The organism is Photobacterium sp., from assembly GCF_057456235.1.
Genome location: NZ_JBVCPH010000021.1, coordinates 55,007 through 71,799, shown reverse-complemented (window position 1 = coordinate 71,799; position 16,793 = coordinate 55,007). Strand labels below are relative to the sequence as shown.

Here is a 16,793-nt window from a genome sequence, read left to right as displayed (position 1 = left end):
TCCGGCCTAAAGAAGCCGAACAATTAGATATACCCCGTGGAGGGGTTCCCGAGTGGCCAAAGGGATCAGACTGTAAATCTGACGGCTCCGCCTTCGAAGGTTCGAATCCTTCCCCCTCCACCATTATTTCGAAAAACGTTCGTTTGTCACAAGCTGCGTTTTTCCGGCCTAAAGAAGCCGAACAATTAGATATACCCCGTGGAGGGGTTCCCGAGTGGCCAAAGGGATCAGACTGTAAATCTGACGGCTCCGCCTTCGAAGGTTCGAATCCTTCCCCCTCCACCATTATTTAAGCCAGTTGCGCAAGCAGCTGGCTTTTTTCGTTTTTCCATCTTCTCGCCACAAAGCACTCATTATTTTCATCCTTTCACCTGAGTCAATTCCCCCCCACAACGACTTTTTCACAACTACAATAAGCAAATATGATTAAAAGGAATTACAATGCAAGTGTAGGCATAACAATCTGGCGCATAAGAAACAGCAAGGATGCATGATGCTGAAAAAAAATGATCACTCAAATCAAAGTCAGTTGATTGAATGGACAAAACTAAAAGTACTGATCGTTGATGATCAGCCGTCGGCTTCGGCACTTCTAAAAGGCCTGCTTGGTAATTTAGACATCCATCTGATTGATATTGCAAATACTTATGAAGATGCTATCCGCTACTGCATGAGTAACCACTACCAATTGCTGCTGATTGATTTTCATTTAGACCACGCTTTAAATGGCAGTGAACTGGCTACATTACTGCGCAAAAAAAAGTTACTGGCTCCTGACTGCGGCATCATCATGATTTCAGGCGATCACTCAATCGAAGTGATCTTAACCACGATGACCATTGATCCTGACTGCTTTATCACCAAACCAATTACCATGGCCGGACTTACCAAAAAAGTCACTCAGGTGTGCATCGACCGCAACCAGCGTCAGTCGATATATCAGGCAATAGAATGCCAGGATATTCCACTAGCCATTCAGTTATGTAAACAGCTACTACGGCTGAACGGCCATAACCATAAAATTGAAGCCTTATTGCTCGATTTACTGATCAGGCAAGGAGAGTGGGATCAGGTTAAGCGCTTAACCCAGCTGCTTCGTTACCAAAATCCGACCCACAAAATCACCATCACGGAAGCACATATTGCATATCACGACGGCAACATTGCCCAGGCTATTGCAATTCTTGAACAATTAATTATGTGCTCTCCCCTGTGTGTGGAAGCCTACGATCACCTGTCCAATTATCAGGAAGAAAATAAACAATATTATGAGGCATTGGAAACGGCTGAACGGGCGTTAAAATTCACCCCGAGCGTTAGCCACCGGGCTCTGCAAGTTGCCCAACTGGCCGCTGATCTCGATAAAACTGATCATTTAATTGAAGCAGGAAAAACTCTGGCGACCCATCTTCCGATTATTGATGTCAGCTGGATCACCTGTTTCGCCGAATTTACCGCCATCTTTGAACAACACTTCTTTGCCCAAACTTCCGATAAAAAACAAAGACAGCTACTTCAACAATTAAAAGCCATTCATCAACGCGCTTACAACCGTTTATTACCCAAACAGCAACCTTTTTTAACCACTTTTGGCCATATTACCCTGGCGAGATTCTCGCTGGCCCAGCAGCAATCACTCAAAGCCAAACGTCGCCTGATGGTCGGGTTATCCCCCTACTTTTATGCCATCTCAAAGCTACCTTCGGTGATTCTGACTGAAGTGCTGCCTCCGCTCATCGTGCTCGGAGAAACTGAGATAATTGCCGAGATTGATAACGCATTAAAACTCAGAGATCGTTTTGACGGCCATAGCCAGAACCGTCTCAACGCACTGCGGCAAAACACGGTATTAATTAATAGCGTAAAAACGTTAGTCAGTGAATTAGCCCTGACCAATGAAGTGCTGAATAACACCATGCTGACCCGTCATACTCAGGATGCCCTGCAACGTTATGATGATATTCTGATCCGGTATCCTTACTGTAGTGAGGCCCATCTTGGACGACTGCAATGCCTGTATCTGCTCAATCAACTCAATGAGGAGAACACTAAACAGAGTATTCAGGCCGTGAGTATCATGCCTCTGCCAGAGAAACTTGAACTATGGCGCACCAGCCTATTTGAACAGATGGCAACCCGATATACTCACCCGCAACAAAAAAATGCGGCCACATCACAACTACTGCGCAATCAGAAATACCAGCTGCTGGCAAGCAGGCACACCGAGAATATCGACGCATACACCGCAGCTTAGTCGCGGTCGTCACGGCCATGAGGGCTTTCTAAATCCAATTGTGGGCCAACAGGAACGATCCCGGTTGGATTAATCATCTGATGGCTGAAATAGTAATGGCGCTTGATATGGTTGAAATCGACCGTTTCAGCAACATCCGCAAACTGATACAGCTCTTTAAGGTGACCCTGAATATTCGGGTAATCAGCGATGCGCTTCAGATTACATTTGAAATGCCCGACGTAGACGGCATCAAAACGTATCAGGGTCGTAAATAAACGCCAATCGGCTTCGGTGATCTGCTCCCCGACGAGATAGCGGCTGGTTGCAAGATGTGCGTCCACTCTATCCAGTGCCGCAAACAAATCGCTGAAAGCGGCTTCATAGGCTTCTTGGCTAGTCGCAAAACCACAGCGATAAACACCATTATTGATAGCCGGATAGATATAGTCATTCCACTCATCAATCTCGGTCTTCAGTGCTTGCGGGTAGTAATCGGCATCGTTTCCGGTCAGATCATTAAACGCCGTATTAAACATACGAATAATTTCTGACGATTCATTGCTGACAATAGTCTGGGTCTGTTTATCCCACAGTACCGGTACAGTAACTCGCCCGGTGTAGTCCGCTTTGGCTTTGGTGTACAACTGATGCAGAAACTGAAAGCCGTATAATGGCTCAGGGGAGGTAAACGTCCAGCCGCTTTCCTGCATATCAGGGCTGACGACCGTTACATCGATATGAGGGACCAGGCCTTTCAACTGACGGAAAATTAAGGTTCGGTGTGCCCAGGGGCAAGCCAGTGAGACATAGAGGTGGTAACGGCCTGATTCAGCTTTAAAGCCCTGCTGCCCTTCCGGTCCCTGATCACCATCTTGCGTCAGCCAATGACGAAAGCCCGCATCTTCACGTACAAAGTTGCCGTCATTAGATTTGGTTTCGTACCAAACATCATGCCATACACCGTTAATTAACTTCCCCATCCCAACATCCTTAATAAATTCTTAACCGTGATTAGAGTATAAGTGGGTTTATCGGCAAGATCGGCGGGAATGGATTGATGGAGATAGTCAAAATTTCTGAATAATACCAGTTTCATTCATTATCTGGGTCGTTAGATAATTAAGGGGATTGATATCATGACGGCAGACTCGCTGCCGTCAGAGGTTAATACCTGGCAGGATGATACGATCAGCCCAGCACGCCAGCGCCAATAGATAACATAAGCGTATTCAGCACAATAAAGAACGCGACCAGCGGACCAATAAATTTCAGCCATGCGATGTATGACACCCGTCCAATAGCCAGGCCGCCCATCAAGACTCCATAGGTTGGCGTCACAAATAACACCGTACCGATACCACACATAAAGGCGGTTACCACAAGTTCCCGTCCGGTATTGGCAAAATCTGCCAGCGGTGCCAGTACCGGCATACTCATGACAGCCAGGCCTGACGTTGATGAAACGACAAAAGCCAACAGCATCTCAATCCAATACACCACATTGATAAACAGGATAGAGCTTTTATCAGCCACCAGCCCTTCGGCATAGTAAAGAATGGTGTCAGTAATATTACCGGCTTCCATAACGACCACGATTCCGCGGGCAACACCGACAATAAGCGCCACGCCGATTAAATCTGCCGCACCGGCAACAAAGGAGTTGATCAAGTCATCTTCACTCAGGCGAGCAATCATCCCACACAGGATCCCCATGAAGATGAACAGCGTACTCATTTCAGCCATCCACCACCCCAGTGAAGAAACACCCCAGATCATGATCACAAAGGTCATAGCAAACAGTGTCAGGACACATTTCTGGGTCGTCGTCAGGTTAACATCATCCTGGTTATCCGTTTTATGGCTCAGGAAGTGATCGATATTTTTCTGCCGCATGTTAGCAACGAGTGACTTCTGCGGGTCCTTCTTTACCATTTTGGCGTAGCGAATTACGTACAGACAGCCAATAACCAACGCAATAATAAGGATACCCAGACGAATACCAAATCCATCCAGGAAGTCAACGCCGCCAGCATTGGACGCAATCACATTACCAAAAGGATTAATGGTAGAGCCCAGTGTACCGATACCGGAGCCGACAAAAATCACCGCGACAGCCACCAGGGCATCAAACCCCGCCGCGATAAAAATCGGGATCAACAACCCATAGAAAGCCAGGGTTTCTTCTGCCATCCCATAGGTCGTCCCGCCAAGGGCAAACAGAGTCATCAGGATCGGGATCATAATGATTTCCCTTCCCTTCAGGCGCATCATAATACGCGTGATCCCCGTATCGATTGCCCCTGTTTTAGTGATCACACCAAGAAAACCACCCACCATCAATACAAACAGACTGACGTCCATCGCCCCGATAATATTGGTAGCGGGATCATAGAAGCCGGATATCGGCGCCATCAGGGTATCGAATGCCCCCTGTGGCGATGCATCAATATGAGCGTAAGAACCCGGCACAGGTACATCCCGGCCTAAACTCTCGTTAAATAACCGTTGATACTGACCCGCCGGTAAAATATGTGTCAGTACCGCGAATGTACCGATCAACATAAACAGGATGGTAAATGCATTTGGAAACTTTCTTATTTTTATCATGTTAATTCCCTCAAAATATTATAGATCGCATCCATAGATGCAAAAATTAATATTTAGTTATTATCGATATAATTCTTATGAACAAATTCTGACGTCATACATTGCAGCACTCCACCGTATGACAGCGAGAAAGATATAATATCACCCACATTATAGGGTTCTTTTGAATCAGAGATATCAAGGATCAAATGATCACTGCTGCCACCGATAATAATAATATCTTCATCATCAGGGGTAATTTCCGATATGTCGATATCTTGCTTTCCTATCGCACAAATTGCTCGTTTCCGGTTCCCTCTGTCAATAAATACGGGCTTATTACCAAAAGCATCCAGAGCGGTAGAATTTACCGGCACTGATGGTTTTTCTTTTATTTCTATCACTTCAACCTGAAGCTTGATTGCCTGTTGTGATGTTTCAGGAATCGGGTCATCATTTAAACCAATTCCCATAATAAGTGAAGCCCCTAAACGCAGTTGATTTATTCTTGCCGGCAATTCTCCTGCTGCAAGAAGAAATAGTGCAGATGAACTTGCTCCTGAAATAACTGAAAAATTAATATTCAGATCTTTTTCAATGTCTTCCGCAATATGGATCAGGTCGTTTTGATTTTTATTGGTCGGTTCAACACCACCGTAGCATGCCAGGTTTGATCCAATACCGGTCAATTTAAGACCCGGTAGTGACAATACCTTACGGGCTAACTGAAACGTGTCTTCCTTATTGAAGCAGCCTTCCCGTAAGTCACCAAGATCATGCATAATGATAATTTCATGTATTTTATTCTCTTCAACGGCCATATCCGATAGCGCTTGAAGCGTATTTTGCTCTGAGTTAAGAGAGATATCAGCATAGCGCACAACTTCCCGGGCTTCGCTAATCGCAGGAAGGCGAAGTAACATTTTTTTTATCGGGATGTTTTTTTGTTTCTTTAAGTTTTCAATGCGAGAGTCGCCAATAATACTGATACCGCCAGCAATCATTGCTCGCGCAACCTCTGGTGCACCACAAGCCAATTTAGTGATCCCGACGGGATCAACTCCCCTTTCCTGACATTGCTGAATTAAGTGACGTGTATTGCTTTCTATTACTTTGAGATTGATGGATAAACACGGGTATTTAGACATAATTAACCCCTGATTAAATCGTGTTTTAAGTAACACCTATTTATATACAGAACGTTAAAAGGTTAAATAGTGACTTTAAAATGTATACATCAGAAAACTACTATGTATGAAAATAAAACGTGGTTAACATGCATAATATTTCAAGAGGTCGTCAGAAAAACGAATACTAAGAGTCAGTCGAAAAGAAAAAAGCCTATTATTAAAACAGGCTTTTGTTACCGTTTAATTTACAGCTTCAGCATCTGATTCTAATTCATTATCTGAGTGCAAACCATGAGCATTAAAAATCTCTTTCACCAAGTTTTTCGCGGCGATGGTAAGCGTATTTTTATGATTCAATGTCAGGTAAAAGTCCGTGTAATATTCCAGTTCTTCGGGGGCGGGTATTTTTACCATTTCCCCTCTGTTACTCCAAATTTCGGCGTAGTGATCTGGTAAATAACCAATAAAGTGACCAGATAAAATTAAGTGAGCCGTTGCTTCCATATTAGTCGTATTGGCTGTTTTAACGACGTCATCTCTATGGCTTAGCGGTGTTATATTATGTGATACACCACGCTCTACAACAGGATTGGATGCAATATCATCTATTTTAATATTTCCTTGTAATAATATCGGATGAGATGGCAGACAATATAATGATTGATGTTCATTAAAAAGATAGCTGTATTCTAATCCTGCTTTATTAATTTCTGATGATGTTATACCAATATCAACCTTATTATCTAACAACAACATTTCGATATTATATGAGTCAGAAACAATCGTCTCGATATTAACGTGGGGGTGATGACTACAGAAATTTCTTATCGCTGATTGTATACGACATGTAGGGTTGGTTGCTAAATTATCCGTTAATGCTATTTTTATATTGCCCCTGGTAATATTTTTTATATTATCAATCTGCTGATTGAACATTTCCATTTGCTCAAACAGTTTCTTACTAACCTCATAGACTTTAACCCCCTCAGCAGTAAGTTTAAAACCACCTCGACCACGTTGACATAACTTCATGCCTAATCGTATTTCTAAGTCTCCCATTTTTGTACTGATTGTTGATTGATGCATATTTAACTTAAACTGCGCTGATGAAAAACCTCCGCTTTCAACAATAATAATAAAAAGCCTAAGTAAACGAATATCCAGATTATTAATTTTATTCATAATAGTATAGTTATATTTTATTGAACATATCTCACAATCGAGTATAAATTAACTGAACCATAAAAAATGAGACCAACCCGTGACAATACCATTACTCTTTTGTTCCCCCGGTAACTTGGGTATATGTTAGTATCCGACTATCACCGTTAACGACTGATATTAATTGGAATAATAAAATGAAAGTCATTTCCTTCAACATCAACGGCCTTCGTGCTCGCCTTCATCAGCTGCAAGCCCTTATCGATAAGCATCAGCCGGATGTGATCGGCTTGCAAGAAATCAAAGTTCACGATGAAGCCTTTCCCCTCGCTGATGTCGAAGCGATGGGTTACAAGGTTTATCACCACGGTCAGAAAGCTCACTACGGGGTTGCCTTATTATGCAAGCAACAACCCGTTGAGGTGCAAAAAGGCTTCCCGACGGATGATGAGGATGCCCAGCGCCGCATGATCATGGCGACCTTCGAGCAGGAGGATGGTAAAAAAGTCACCGTGTTAAACGGCTATTTCCCGCAGGGTGACAATATCAGCCATGAAACCAAGTTCCCGGCAAAAGAAAAATTCTATGCCGACTTGATGAATTACCTCAATACCCACCATACGAATGAAGATGAATTAGTGGTAATGGGTGACATCAATATCAGCCCTATCGATCTCGATATTGGTATCGGCCCGGTTAATGCCAAGCGCTGGCTGAAAACCGGTAAATGCTCATTCCAGCCGATTGAACGTGAATGGCTGAAAACTCTGCTCGACTGGGGGTTTGTTGATACCTTCCGACAGCTGCACCCTGATGTAGATGATCAGTTCTCGTGGTTTGATTACCGCTCAAAAGGGTTTGTCGATAACCGCGGCCTGCGTATTGATGTGGTACTGGCCACCCCTTCGCTGGCAGAGCGCTGCATTGAAGCGGGCATCGATTATGAGTTGCGAGGCATTGAGAAGCCGTCTGATCATGCGCCAATTTGGTCTAGCTTTAAGTAAGGAACGAGGTACTAGATTCGAGGTGCGAGATGCGAGATGCGAGATGCGAGATACAAGGTTCTAGATACTCGCATCTCGATACTCGAAACTGGATCACGTCAGTGGCCTTAAATGCCTTAGCCAGTGCCTTTCCAGTTTTCTGAATCCCCAGATGATCAGGAAGGTCAGAACCATGTAGCACATACCGGCAAACAGGAATGATTCGAACGGTGCATAGTAACGGGAATTGACGATACGTGCGGCACCAGTCAGATCGACGATAGTGACGATACCGGCGACAGCCGAGCCGTGAACCATAAAAATCACTTCATTACTGTAGGCAGGTAAAGCACGGCGCAATGCACTTGGCAGGATCACTCGGCGAAATGCCAGCGGGATGCTCATGCCATAGGCTTTCGCAGCTTCAATTTCCCCTTTCGGCATGCTATTGATCGCACCGCGTACGATTTCTGCGGTGTACGCTGCGGTATTCAAAATAAAGGCGACTAAAGCACAGAACCAAGCTTCTTGCCACAGGGTATCCTGCACATTAATCAACTGGCTCAGACCGTAATAAATCAAATACAACTGAATCAGAAGCGGTGTTCCACGAAAGAAATAAATGTATGCCCAGGCCGGTAACGAAAGTAGCGGATTCTTGCTGTTACGCGCGATACCAATAGGAATAGAGATGAACAAACCGATCAGCAACGAAACAAATACCATCCACACGGTGGTAATGAAGCCATCAAGGTAGAGTTGCCAGCTTTCTGTAAAAATTGAGAAATCCATCACTTACCTCGTATGAATACTGGATTTACGCTCAGCCCACTTAAGCACAGAGGTCGACAAGGACGTAAAGAGTAGGAAGATAACCGCTATTGTCATGTAAAAAGTGAACGGCATTTGCGTGGTGCCTGCCGCCATTGCCCCTTTACGCACCATGTCATCCAAGCCAATAATTGACACTAATGCGGTTGTTTTTAATAACACCAGCCAGTTATTACCAAACCCGGGCAGCGCATGGCGGATCATCTGCGGCAACAGCACACGGCGGAACGTTAAAAAACCACTCATGCCATAGGCCTTGGCGGCTTCCAGCTCGCCTTTATCAACCGCAAGGATCGCACCACGGAAGGTTTCAGCCATATAAGCACCGAAGATAAATCCGATGGTCAAAACACCCGCAATAAATGGACTGATTTCAATGTAGTCCGGCAGGTAAGCGGTCCACTCATGACTCGGGTCTCCAGTGGTAAAATACTCATTCAGCCATTCATTAGCACGATACAAGCTGTTGTTGAGCAGCATTTGCCCACCGAAGAAAATCAGCATCATTAAGACTAAATCAGGAATACCGCGGATCACGGTGGTATAAACCGTGGCAATCGCCCTTGCCCAGCGGTAAGGGGACACTTTTGCCAATGCACCGAGCATACCCAAGATCATTGCGAGGAAAAGAGACAGTAGCGCAACCTGTAGGGTTACCCATGCCCCTTCTGCTAATGACCATTCATATCCTTTTAAATCCAACAAAGGGAGGACTCCTTTAAACGGCAAAGGGAGGAGAGTAAACAGAGGCGATTAGCAAGTAACCGATCCAGCACTTGGAATGCTCGCCTCTCTAAACTCGTTCCTATGAGGGTTTACTGACCGTATACATCGTAGGCAAAGTACTTCGCGGCAATTTCTTGATAAATGCCTTTATCACGCAACGATTTAATTGCAACATCCAGCTTCGCAGTCAAATCTTTATCCTGTTTACGAAGAGCAATACCGAAGCCCTCACCGAACCATTGCGGATCCGTTAAAGACGGGCCGATAAATTCATAAGCGTCACCACCTGTTTTCTTAATCAGACCTTCTTCCAGTGCTGACGCATCACCGAGAACGGTAGCGATACGGCCGGCTTTCAGATCCAGGTAAGCATCATCAAATGAGCCATAGCGAACGATGCTGACAGAGTCGCCGTAGTTATCGGTCAGGTATTTATCATGAGTGGTTGCACGCTGAACACCGACTTTAACCCCTTTCAGGCCGTCTTTGGTAAAATCAAGCTTGGTGCCTTTCTTGGCCACAAACTTGTTTGGGATCAGCGCATATTTGCCGGTAAAATCGACTTTCTTCTTACGTTCTTCGGTGATCGACATTGCGGCAATAATGGCATCATATTTACGTGCCAACAGAGAAGGGATGATGCCATCCCAGTCTTGAGCGACAATTTTACATTTCGTTTGCAGCTCTTTACACAATGCATTCGCCATATCAACATCGAAACCTTTCAGCTCGCCGCTCGGCTCAGTCCAGCTAAAGGGAGGGTACGCACCTTCAATACCGAAACGCACCTCTTTCCACTCTTTCGCCTGAACCGATGTTGCACTCAATGCTGACACCATTGCAGCAGTTAAAATCCATTTTTTCATCTTGCTTCTCCTGTTGTGTTTACTGCCGTATGTTTCCAAATAAACTCAGACGGCCATTCAATCATTATCGTTATTCGACATCTCACTTTAATAAATTGACGAGATAAATTGTTTTAGTCGTTCCGACTCGGGATTGGTGAATAATTTTTCCGGGTGGCCCTGCTCTTCCACCAGGCCTTGATGCAAGAACATCACATGGTTAGAGACATCTCGGGCAAATGCCATCTCATGGGTAACCACCAACATGGTCCGTCCTTCCTGGGCCAAATCCTGCATAACACCTAACACTTCACCCACTAATTCAGGATCAAGGGCAGAGGTGGGCTCATCAAATAGCATGACTTCAGGATCAACGGCTAATGCCCTGGCAATCGCCGCTCGTTGCTGCTGACCACCAGAAAGATGTCCCGGATAATAATGACGGCGGTCATAAAGTCCGACTTTTTTTAAGATCTGTTCCGCCTTGTCGATAGCTTCCGCTTTAGGTACACCTAAGACATGAACCGGCGCTTCAATCACATTGCCTAGCACCGTCATGTGCGACCATAAATTGAAGCCCTGAAAGACCATCGCTAGACGCGAACGAATACGCTGTACTTGCTTTTCATCAACGGGCAGAAATTCGCCACGGCGATTGTTTTTCATTTCGATGAGCTCGCCATTCACCCATATTTCCCCTTGGGTCGGGGTTTCAAGCAGATTAATGCACCGAAGAAAAGTACTCTTGCCGGATCCGGAAGAACCGATAATAGAGACGACGTCACCACGGTGAGCGGTCAGAGAAATCCCTTTCAGGACCTCATTTTGACCAAAAGATTTATGTAAATCCTTTACTTCCAGCGCCACGGTATTGTTTTCAAGGGTCAATACTCCAGCCATGCGCTAACTCCTGTTGCTCCATAAAACCGGGAAAATACCAATCTGATCTATGGTGGGCTCAGTCTGATATTACTCGCAAAATTTTAAGCTACTTTACAAGCCATTCGTCGAAGGTATCACCGTGACACACCATTGGCAACATTTTGTTAACCTTCGTGTCGCACATAAATATCCAGTAAATATGAATAATAACGCATACAATACAGTAATTTAGTCATTTGCCAATAAGATTTACATGATGTAGGTTAGCGCGATGAAATCGTCTTCTTTTATCTTGTTATAAGCAATAACCGGGTTAGTCTAATGTTTCGAGTCTCACTTCAACTGAACTGGCGTCTTGTATGCTGTCTGTTAGCCCTGACTGGCTCTCTATTTTCAGCGGATCTGCACGCTGCTCAGAATGTCGACAAAAATCGCACTGTTCTCACTTTAGTTCCTGAATATAAAGATAAAATTATTGCGAATTTCAACCCTTACTCGAAAGCTAGCATGCCAACCACGCATGAATTCATTTTTGAGCCTTTAATTGTCTTTAATTCACGGCAGAACAATCAACCAGAATACCGACTTGCAACGGGTTACCAGCTTGATGATGATTTAAGCGGGATCAGCTTTCGCCTAAGAGAGGGAGTGACCTGGTCAGATGGAAAACCATTCACTGCCGATGATGTGGTGTTTTCTTTTTCTCTGGCAAAAATACATCCGGAACTTGACTCACATGGCATTAATCAATGGCTGGGATCGGTACAAAAGCGTAGCCCGACAGAAGTCTATTTTAAGCTTAATAAGCCAAATGTACTCGCAGCCTATACCTTAGTGCTATTGCCTATCGTACCGAAACACCAGTGGATGATGGTGTCAGATCCGGTCCATTTCGCCAATCCCAGCCCTATTGGTACCGGCCCGTTCACCCAAATTGAGGACATGGATAAAAACGGCTACCTTCAGTGCCAGAACCCTTTCTACTGGCAGGCTGATGAACGAAAAATCGATTGCTTACGCTACCCCAAAGTGACCAATAATGATGATTTTATTGCCCGTATTGCCAAAGGCGAATTCGACTGGGCAGGTTCTTTCATTCCAGATATAGAACGTCATTACGCCTCCTACTCGCCAGATTTTAAATACTGGTTGCCACCAGCCAGCACCATCAGCCTGATGTTTAATTTTAAAGCCGCCGATCCGGGACTTAGAGCGGTGATATCAAAAGTTGAATTCCGTCGTGCAATCTCGATGGCCGTTCGCCGTCAGCGCTTAATCGATATCGCCGCATTTGGTCAGGGCGAACCATCGCGTTTCGCATCAGGGATGAGCCAGCGTTTCAAACGATGGGCCGATCCGGTGGTGACAGAGAAATACCTGCCATATATGAACTTTAATCCCGAACTGGCCAAAGATTGGCTGACTTATATTGATGTCACAGATAAAAATGGCGATCAATGGCGAGATCAGCCATCAGGAGAACCGTTGGAGTTGACCGTCCTGACTCCGCGCGGTTGGTCTGATTTTAATATAACAGCACTAATGTTGACTGAAATGATCCAGGAAATAGGCATTAAAGTACGCCCAATAGAGGTCGACTACAGTGAATTTATCGAAAGACTGGCTGCTGGCGATTACATCACGGCACTGACCAATTATCCCCAGGGACCAACCCCGTTTAAATATTTTGACATGGCATTTAACAGCCTTTATCAGGCGCCTCAATATCCGCGATATGCTATGCATTTCTATCGCAATAATCGGATTGATACTTTATTGGCTCAGTTTCCTACTGCGTCTTCAGCCAGCAAACGTATATCCATTCTTCACCAGCTCAATGACATTGTCGCCAGCCAGCAGATCACGGTACCGCTGTACAATACAGTGCAGTTTTATCAGTACAACACCGAGCGATTTACCGGCTGGTTTAATGAAAACAACCCCAAAGCCAGCCCGCTGGTATGGCCACAAACTCCCGAGCGGCTGCTGCATGTGTTGGCGCTGAGACCGAAAGAATAAATAGGATCGAGATGCGAGATGCGAGATGCGAGATGCGAGATGCGAGAATATAGAAAAGGCGAGTGAGATCAATAATCAACACTCGCCTTATTCTTTTCCTAGAACCTAGGACCTCGTTTCTCGCCCCTAAGTTTTAAACCATCGCAGCGCCTGCGAACAGGATAATAATGGTCATAACCAGCACCATGATCACAAATGGCATTACCCACTTAAGAAAACGCTCATAAGGGATCTTCGCCAGTGCCAGACCAGCTACCAGGTGACCTGCTGTCGGCGCAAAAATATTGATCCAGCCACTTGCAGACTGATAAGCGGTGATAATCAAATCACGGCCAATACCGGAGAAATCCGCCAGCGGTGCCATTAACGGCATAGAGACCGTCGCCAGGCCTGACGTTGATGGAATAAAGAAGCTCAGTACGATGTGAACCAGATAAGTCACGACAACAAAAACGCCGGACGATAACCCGGTTACCATACCTTCAGCCCAGTTGAGGATAGTATCGATGATCACACCGTTATCCATCACTACGTAAATACCACGGGCAACCGCGACAACCATCGCTACACCGATCAGATCTTTCGCCCCTTCAAGGAAAGTTTTAATAAACTCACCCTCTGACATACGGTTGATCAGGGCAATCAAAATAGCGGAGGCTAAGAACAGCGTTGACAGCTCATCAAACCACCACCATAAGGTTGGAAACACGGTAATACCCATATCTTCCCATGGGATCACGCCGTAAATCATCACCAGGAATGCACCAAAGAATACTGACATGGTCAGCTTCTGCTTAGAGGTGAACTCGCCGTTGTCATCTTTTATATGAGAAAATTCATCATCAAATTCAATATCACTCAGCACTGAATTGGATTTGTCTGCTTTGACCTTGGCGGCATAACGCATCACATACCAGGAAGCCATGGCGATCAAGATGACGAGCTGGATCAGACGCAGGCCAATACCCTCACCGATCGGCAAATCAGCAAAACCGGATGCGATACCCGTTGCGAACGGATTCACCGTCGAAGCGAGTACTCCGACTCCGGATCCTAGTAAAATAATGCCGGCTGCCACCATACGGTCATAACCTGCCACGGCCATCACCGGTAAGATCACCGCCCAGAAAGCCACGGTTTCTTCTGCCATGCCATACGTCGAACCACCGATGGCAAACAAAGTGATCAATACCGGGATCATCATTTGCTCACGGCCACGGAATTTACGGACAATCGCCGCGACTCCCGAATCCATTGCTCCTGTGCGCATGGTCACGGCCAAGAAGCCGCCGATCACCAGGACAAATAACGCCACGTCCACCGCTTTATGGAAGCCTTTTATCGGCGCCATCAAGACATCAATCACCCCTTGCGGTGACGATTCCAGTTCCGTGTAACTGCCCGGGATCGGTAACAAACGTTCGCCCCCGTCGTAGGCAAGTACTTCAGCCGCCGGGATCACCTGATCGGTACCGTTGACAATATAGTCATACTTGCCCGACGGCATTATCCAGGTCAGTAACGCAACCAGTGCGATAATGATAAACAGGATGGTATAAACCGTAGGCATTTTAAATGATTTTTTTAATTTTCCAGATTCAGTTGCGGTGGTCATAATTCTACTCCCTGCAATTGATAAATCGCATTTGCATACACATTCATCGATTTAAGCATGTCATCAATAATCAAATATTCATTGGGCATGTGTTCCACTTTGTCACGTCCCGGAAATATCGCCCCGTATGCCACGCAGTTTGGTATCGCGCGGGCATACGTTGCGCCGCCTGACGTCATTGGCTGGCTTTCCAGATCGCCACTCACTTCCTGATATGCCGCCATCAAGGTCTTAATTACCGGGCTGTCTGCCGGCATATACAGAGAAGGCAACACATCAAATTCTTCGTATTGCAGACCATATTGTGCCGCTACGGCCTGAATATCGTTGTCATAGTCGTCTTTACTAAAAGTAACCGGCACCCGAATATCAATACCAAGCTTACTGCTCTGGGTATCAATGTATAATTGCGCCACATTGAACGTCAGGCGCCCGCTGACATCTTCAACCGGACCAAATATTTCCGTCGCGTTGGCATCCTGGCCGACTTGCTCTGCAACAAAGCGTACCATTGGGTGCATCACCCCGATTTTCTGCAAAGCCAGACACAAACGGGCAATCGCATTGACCCCTTTTACATCTGCGGAAGCCGAATGCGCAGCTTTACCCAGAACAGTAATCTCGCCATCTTCGACGTGAAAATCAAAGCCCAGCTCATCCAGAGCCCCGGCTAATTCCTCCCACAAAGGCCCTTGATATTTAGCCAGTTCGGGCACAGCATTTAATGCGCCACCACACTCTAATTCGACGTCAAACGAACCTGCGCCATGTAACCAGGATTGGATCAGCATTTTTTCAGCATGAATTAAAGGAAAGACAGAGTCAGGGGTGAAACCGCACTGAGGGGTTTCTTCTTTTTCAAGGTAACGGTCGATACAGCGCCACAATGTTTCTTCATCAGTACCGAAAATAAAGCGGATCCGCTTACTGAACTCAACGCCGCTTTCCTGCAAGGCTTTTACCGCAAACAGCGTCGCGAGTGTCGGCCCTTTATCGTCCTGCGTTCCACGACCATATAAACGACCGTCTCTGATCTCCGGCTCAAAAGGGGCTGATTTCCAAGTCGATAGATCCCCGACCGGCACCACATCCAGATGACCCAATATGCCGATCATCTGCTCCCCTTGCCCGACTTCGGCATACCCGTAGTAACCGTCCGGATCCTGATAAACGGTAAAACCTAACTGCTGGCAAAGTGCCAGGGTTTCGGTCAGGCAGTCATCAATAGGCTGACCAAAGGGTTTACCGCTATTGTCATCCTGATAGATGCTCGGTATTGCCACCAGACGTTTCACCGCGGCAATGTACTCATCGCGGATACCGTCAATATAAGATGCTACTGTTGCTTTCATCGTATCCCTCTTTGCTTCCTCCTGTATTTTAGCCTGCTCACCAACAACCATGCAGGTTAAAATAATGAAGGTTATTTAATTATCGGCATAAATATTAAGCACTTTTTCCTTGTACCGGTGAATTCTGCTACAGAGTTGCATAATGAACTGTGACAACTTTCACTCGATTCAGGATCAATATGGGATGTAAGTCAAAAAGCCAGCATTCTCTTTATTTGGTATATGGCAAGTTCTTCAGTTAACACAATAAAGAAGAAAACAGCGGCTAAATAGCAATTAATAACGCCGGCGAATAAGCTGGCCAGCACCTTGAAAGACGTTAAGGGATAAAGCTTGATTCATTATCTGATTCGACGACTGATGGCACCACTCTGCATCCTGCATATTGAGATCACTCGGGGATAGCTTTCTGACGTCCGGTTAGTTT

At 45.6% G+C, this 16,793-nt stretch carries 13 protein-coding genes and 2 tRNA genes; 5 read left to right on the top strand and 10 right to left on the bottom strand.

Annotated features, from left to right (window positions below):
* Window positions 1-38: 38 nt before the first annotated feature.
* From AC2204_RS18810 to AC2204_RS18800, 3 genes are all read left to right on the top strand, one after another.
* A tRNA-Tyr gene (locus tag AC2204_RS18810) sits at window positions 39-123 on the top strand.
* Between the two features lie 77 nt (window positions 124-200).
* Window positions 201-285, top strand: a tRNA-Tyr gene (locus tag AC2204_RS18805).
* A gap of 208 nt (window positions 286-493) precedes the next feature.
* Complete coding sequence (locus AC2204_RS18800) at window positions 494-2,254, top strand: response regulator (RefSeq protein ID WP_318927351.1); 1,761 nt, start codon at window positions 494-496, stop codon at window positions 2,252-2,254.
* Here the strand turns inward: AC2204_RS18800 and AC2204_RS18795 are convergent.
* From AC2204_RS18795 to AC2204_RS18780, 4 genes are all read right to left on the bottom strand, one after another.
* Window positions 2,251-3,216, bottom strand: coding sequence for a glutathione S-transferase family protein (locus tag AC2204_RS18795; protein WP_318927348.1), 966 nt, complete (start codon window positions 3,214-3,216; stop codon window positions 2,251-2,253). The genes AC2204_RS18800 and AC2204_RS18795 overlap by 4 nt on opposite strands.
* A 208-nt stretch (window positions 3,217-3,424) precedes the next feature.
* Window positions 3,425-4,843 (bottom strand): YfcC family protein, encoded by a 1,419-nt coding sequence (locus AC2204_RS18790; protein WP_318927347.1) that lies wholly within the window; start codon window positions 4,841-4,843, stop codon window positions 3,425-3,427.
* Between the two features lie 53 nt (window positions 4,844-4,896).
* Window positions 4,897-5,970, bottom strand: a complete 1,074-nt coding sequence (locus AC2204_RS18785) for an alanine/ornithine racemase family PLP-dependent enzyme (RefSeq protein WP_318927345.1) — start codon at window positions 5,968-5,970, stop codon at window positions 4,897-4,899.
* A gap of 222 nt (window positions 5,971-6,192) precedes the next feature.
* Window positions 6,193-7,134: a LysR family transcriptional regulator gene (locus AC2204_RS18780; RefSeq protein ID WP_318927344.1), complete on the bottom strand. Its 942-nt coding sequence runs from the start codon at window positions 7,132-7,134 to the stop codon at window positions 6,193-6,195.
* A gap of 176 nt (window positions 7,135-7,310) precedes the next feature.
* On the opposite strand from AC2204_RS18780, the gene xthA reads away from it, so the two are divergent.
* Window positions 7,311-8,117, top strand: coding sequence for an exodeoxyribonuclease III (xthA, locus tag AC2204_RS18775; protein ID WP_318927343.1), 807 nt, complete (start codon window positions 7,311-7,313; stop codon window positions 8,115-8,117).
* Between the two features lie 93 nt (window positions 8,118-8,210).
* Here the strand turns inward: xthA and AC2204_RS18770 are convergent, their stop codons facing one another.
* The 4 genes from AC2204_RS18770 to AC2204_RS18755 form a co-directional block, all read right to left on the bottom strand.
* On the bottom strand, window positions 8,211-8,888 hold the full coding sequence (locus tag AC2204_RS18770; RefSeq protein WP_318927341.1) for an ABC transporter permease: 678 nt from the start codon (window positions 8,886-8,888) through the stop codon (window positions 8,211-8,213).
* A 3-nt stretch (window positions 8,889-8,891) separates the two neighbouring features.
* The gene (locus tag AC2204_RS18765) at window positions 8,892-9,632 is read right to left on the bottom strand and encodes an ABC transporter permease (protein WP_318927340.1); all 741 of its coding nucleotides are present in this window, start codon (window positions 9,630-9,632) and stop codon (window positions 8,892-8,894) included.
* A gap of 110 nt (window positions 9,633-9,742) precedes the next feature.
* Window positions 9,743-10,519, bottom strand: a complete 777-nt coding sequence (locus AC2204_RS18760) for an ABC transporter substrate-binding protein (protein ID WP_318927338.1) — start codon at window positions 10,517-10,519, stop codon at window positions 9,743-9,745.
* Between the two features lie 87 nt (window positions 10,520-10,606).
* Window positions 10,607-11,398, bottom strand: a complete 792-nt coding sequence (locus AC2204_RS18755) for an ABC transporter ATP-binding protein (protein ID WP_318927337.1) — start codon at window positions 11,396-11,398, stop codon at window positions 10,607-10,609.
* Between the two features lie 303 nt (window positions 11,399-11,701).
* Here AC2204_RS18755 and AC2204_RS18750 point away from each other — a divergent pair, with 303 nt between their 5' ends.
* Complete coding sequence (locus AC2204_RS18750; RefSeq protein WP_318927335.1) at window positions 11,702-13,399, top strand: ABC transporter substrate-binding protein; 1,698 nt, start codon at window positions 11,702-11,704, stop codon at window positions 13,397-13,399.
* 133 nt (window positions 13,400-13,532) lie between these two features.
* Here AC2204_RS18750 and AC2204_RS18745 read toward each other — a convergent pair whose 3' ends face one another.
* Together AC2204_RS18745 and AC2204_RS18740 are read right to left on the bottom strand one after the other, a co-directional pair.
* Window positions 13,533-15,014 carry a YfcC family protein gene (locus AC2204_RS18745; RefSeq protein WP_318927333.1) on the bottom strand — a complete coding sequence of 494 codons (1,482 nt, stop codon included), beginning with the start codon at window positions 15,012-15,014 and terminating at the stop codon, window positions 13,533-13,535.
* Window positions 15,011-16,366 carry a M20 family metallopeptidase gene (locus tag AC2204_RS18740; protein WP_318927331.1) on the bottom strand — a complete coding sequence of 452 codons (1,356 nt, stop codon included), beginning with the start codon at window positions 16,364-16,366 and terminating at the stop codon, window positions 15,011-15,013. The genes AC2204_RS18745 and AC2204_RS18740 overlap by 4 nt, the downstream gene beginning before the upstream one ends.
* Window positions 16,367-16,793 lie beyond the last annotated feature (427 nt).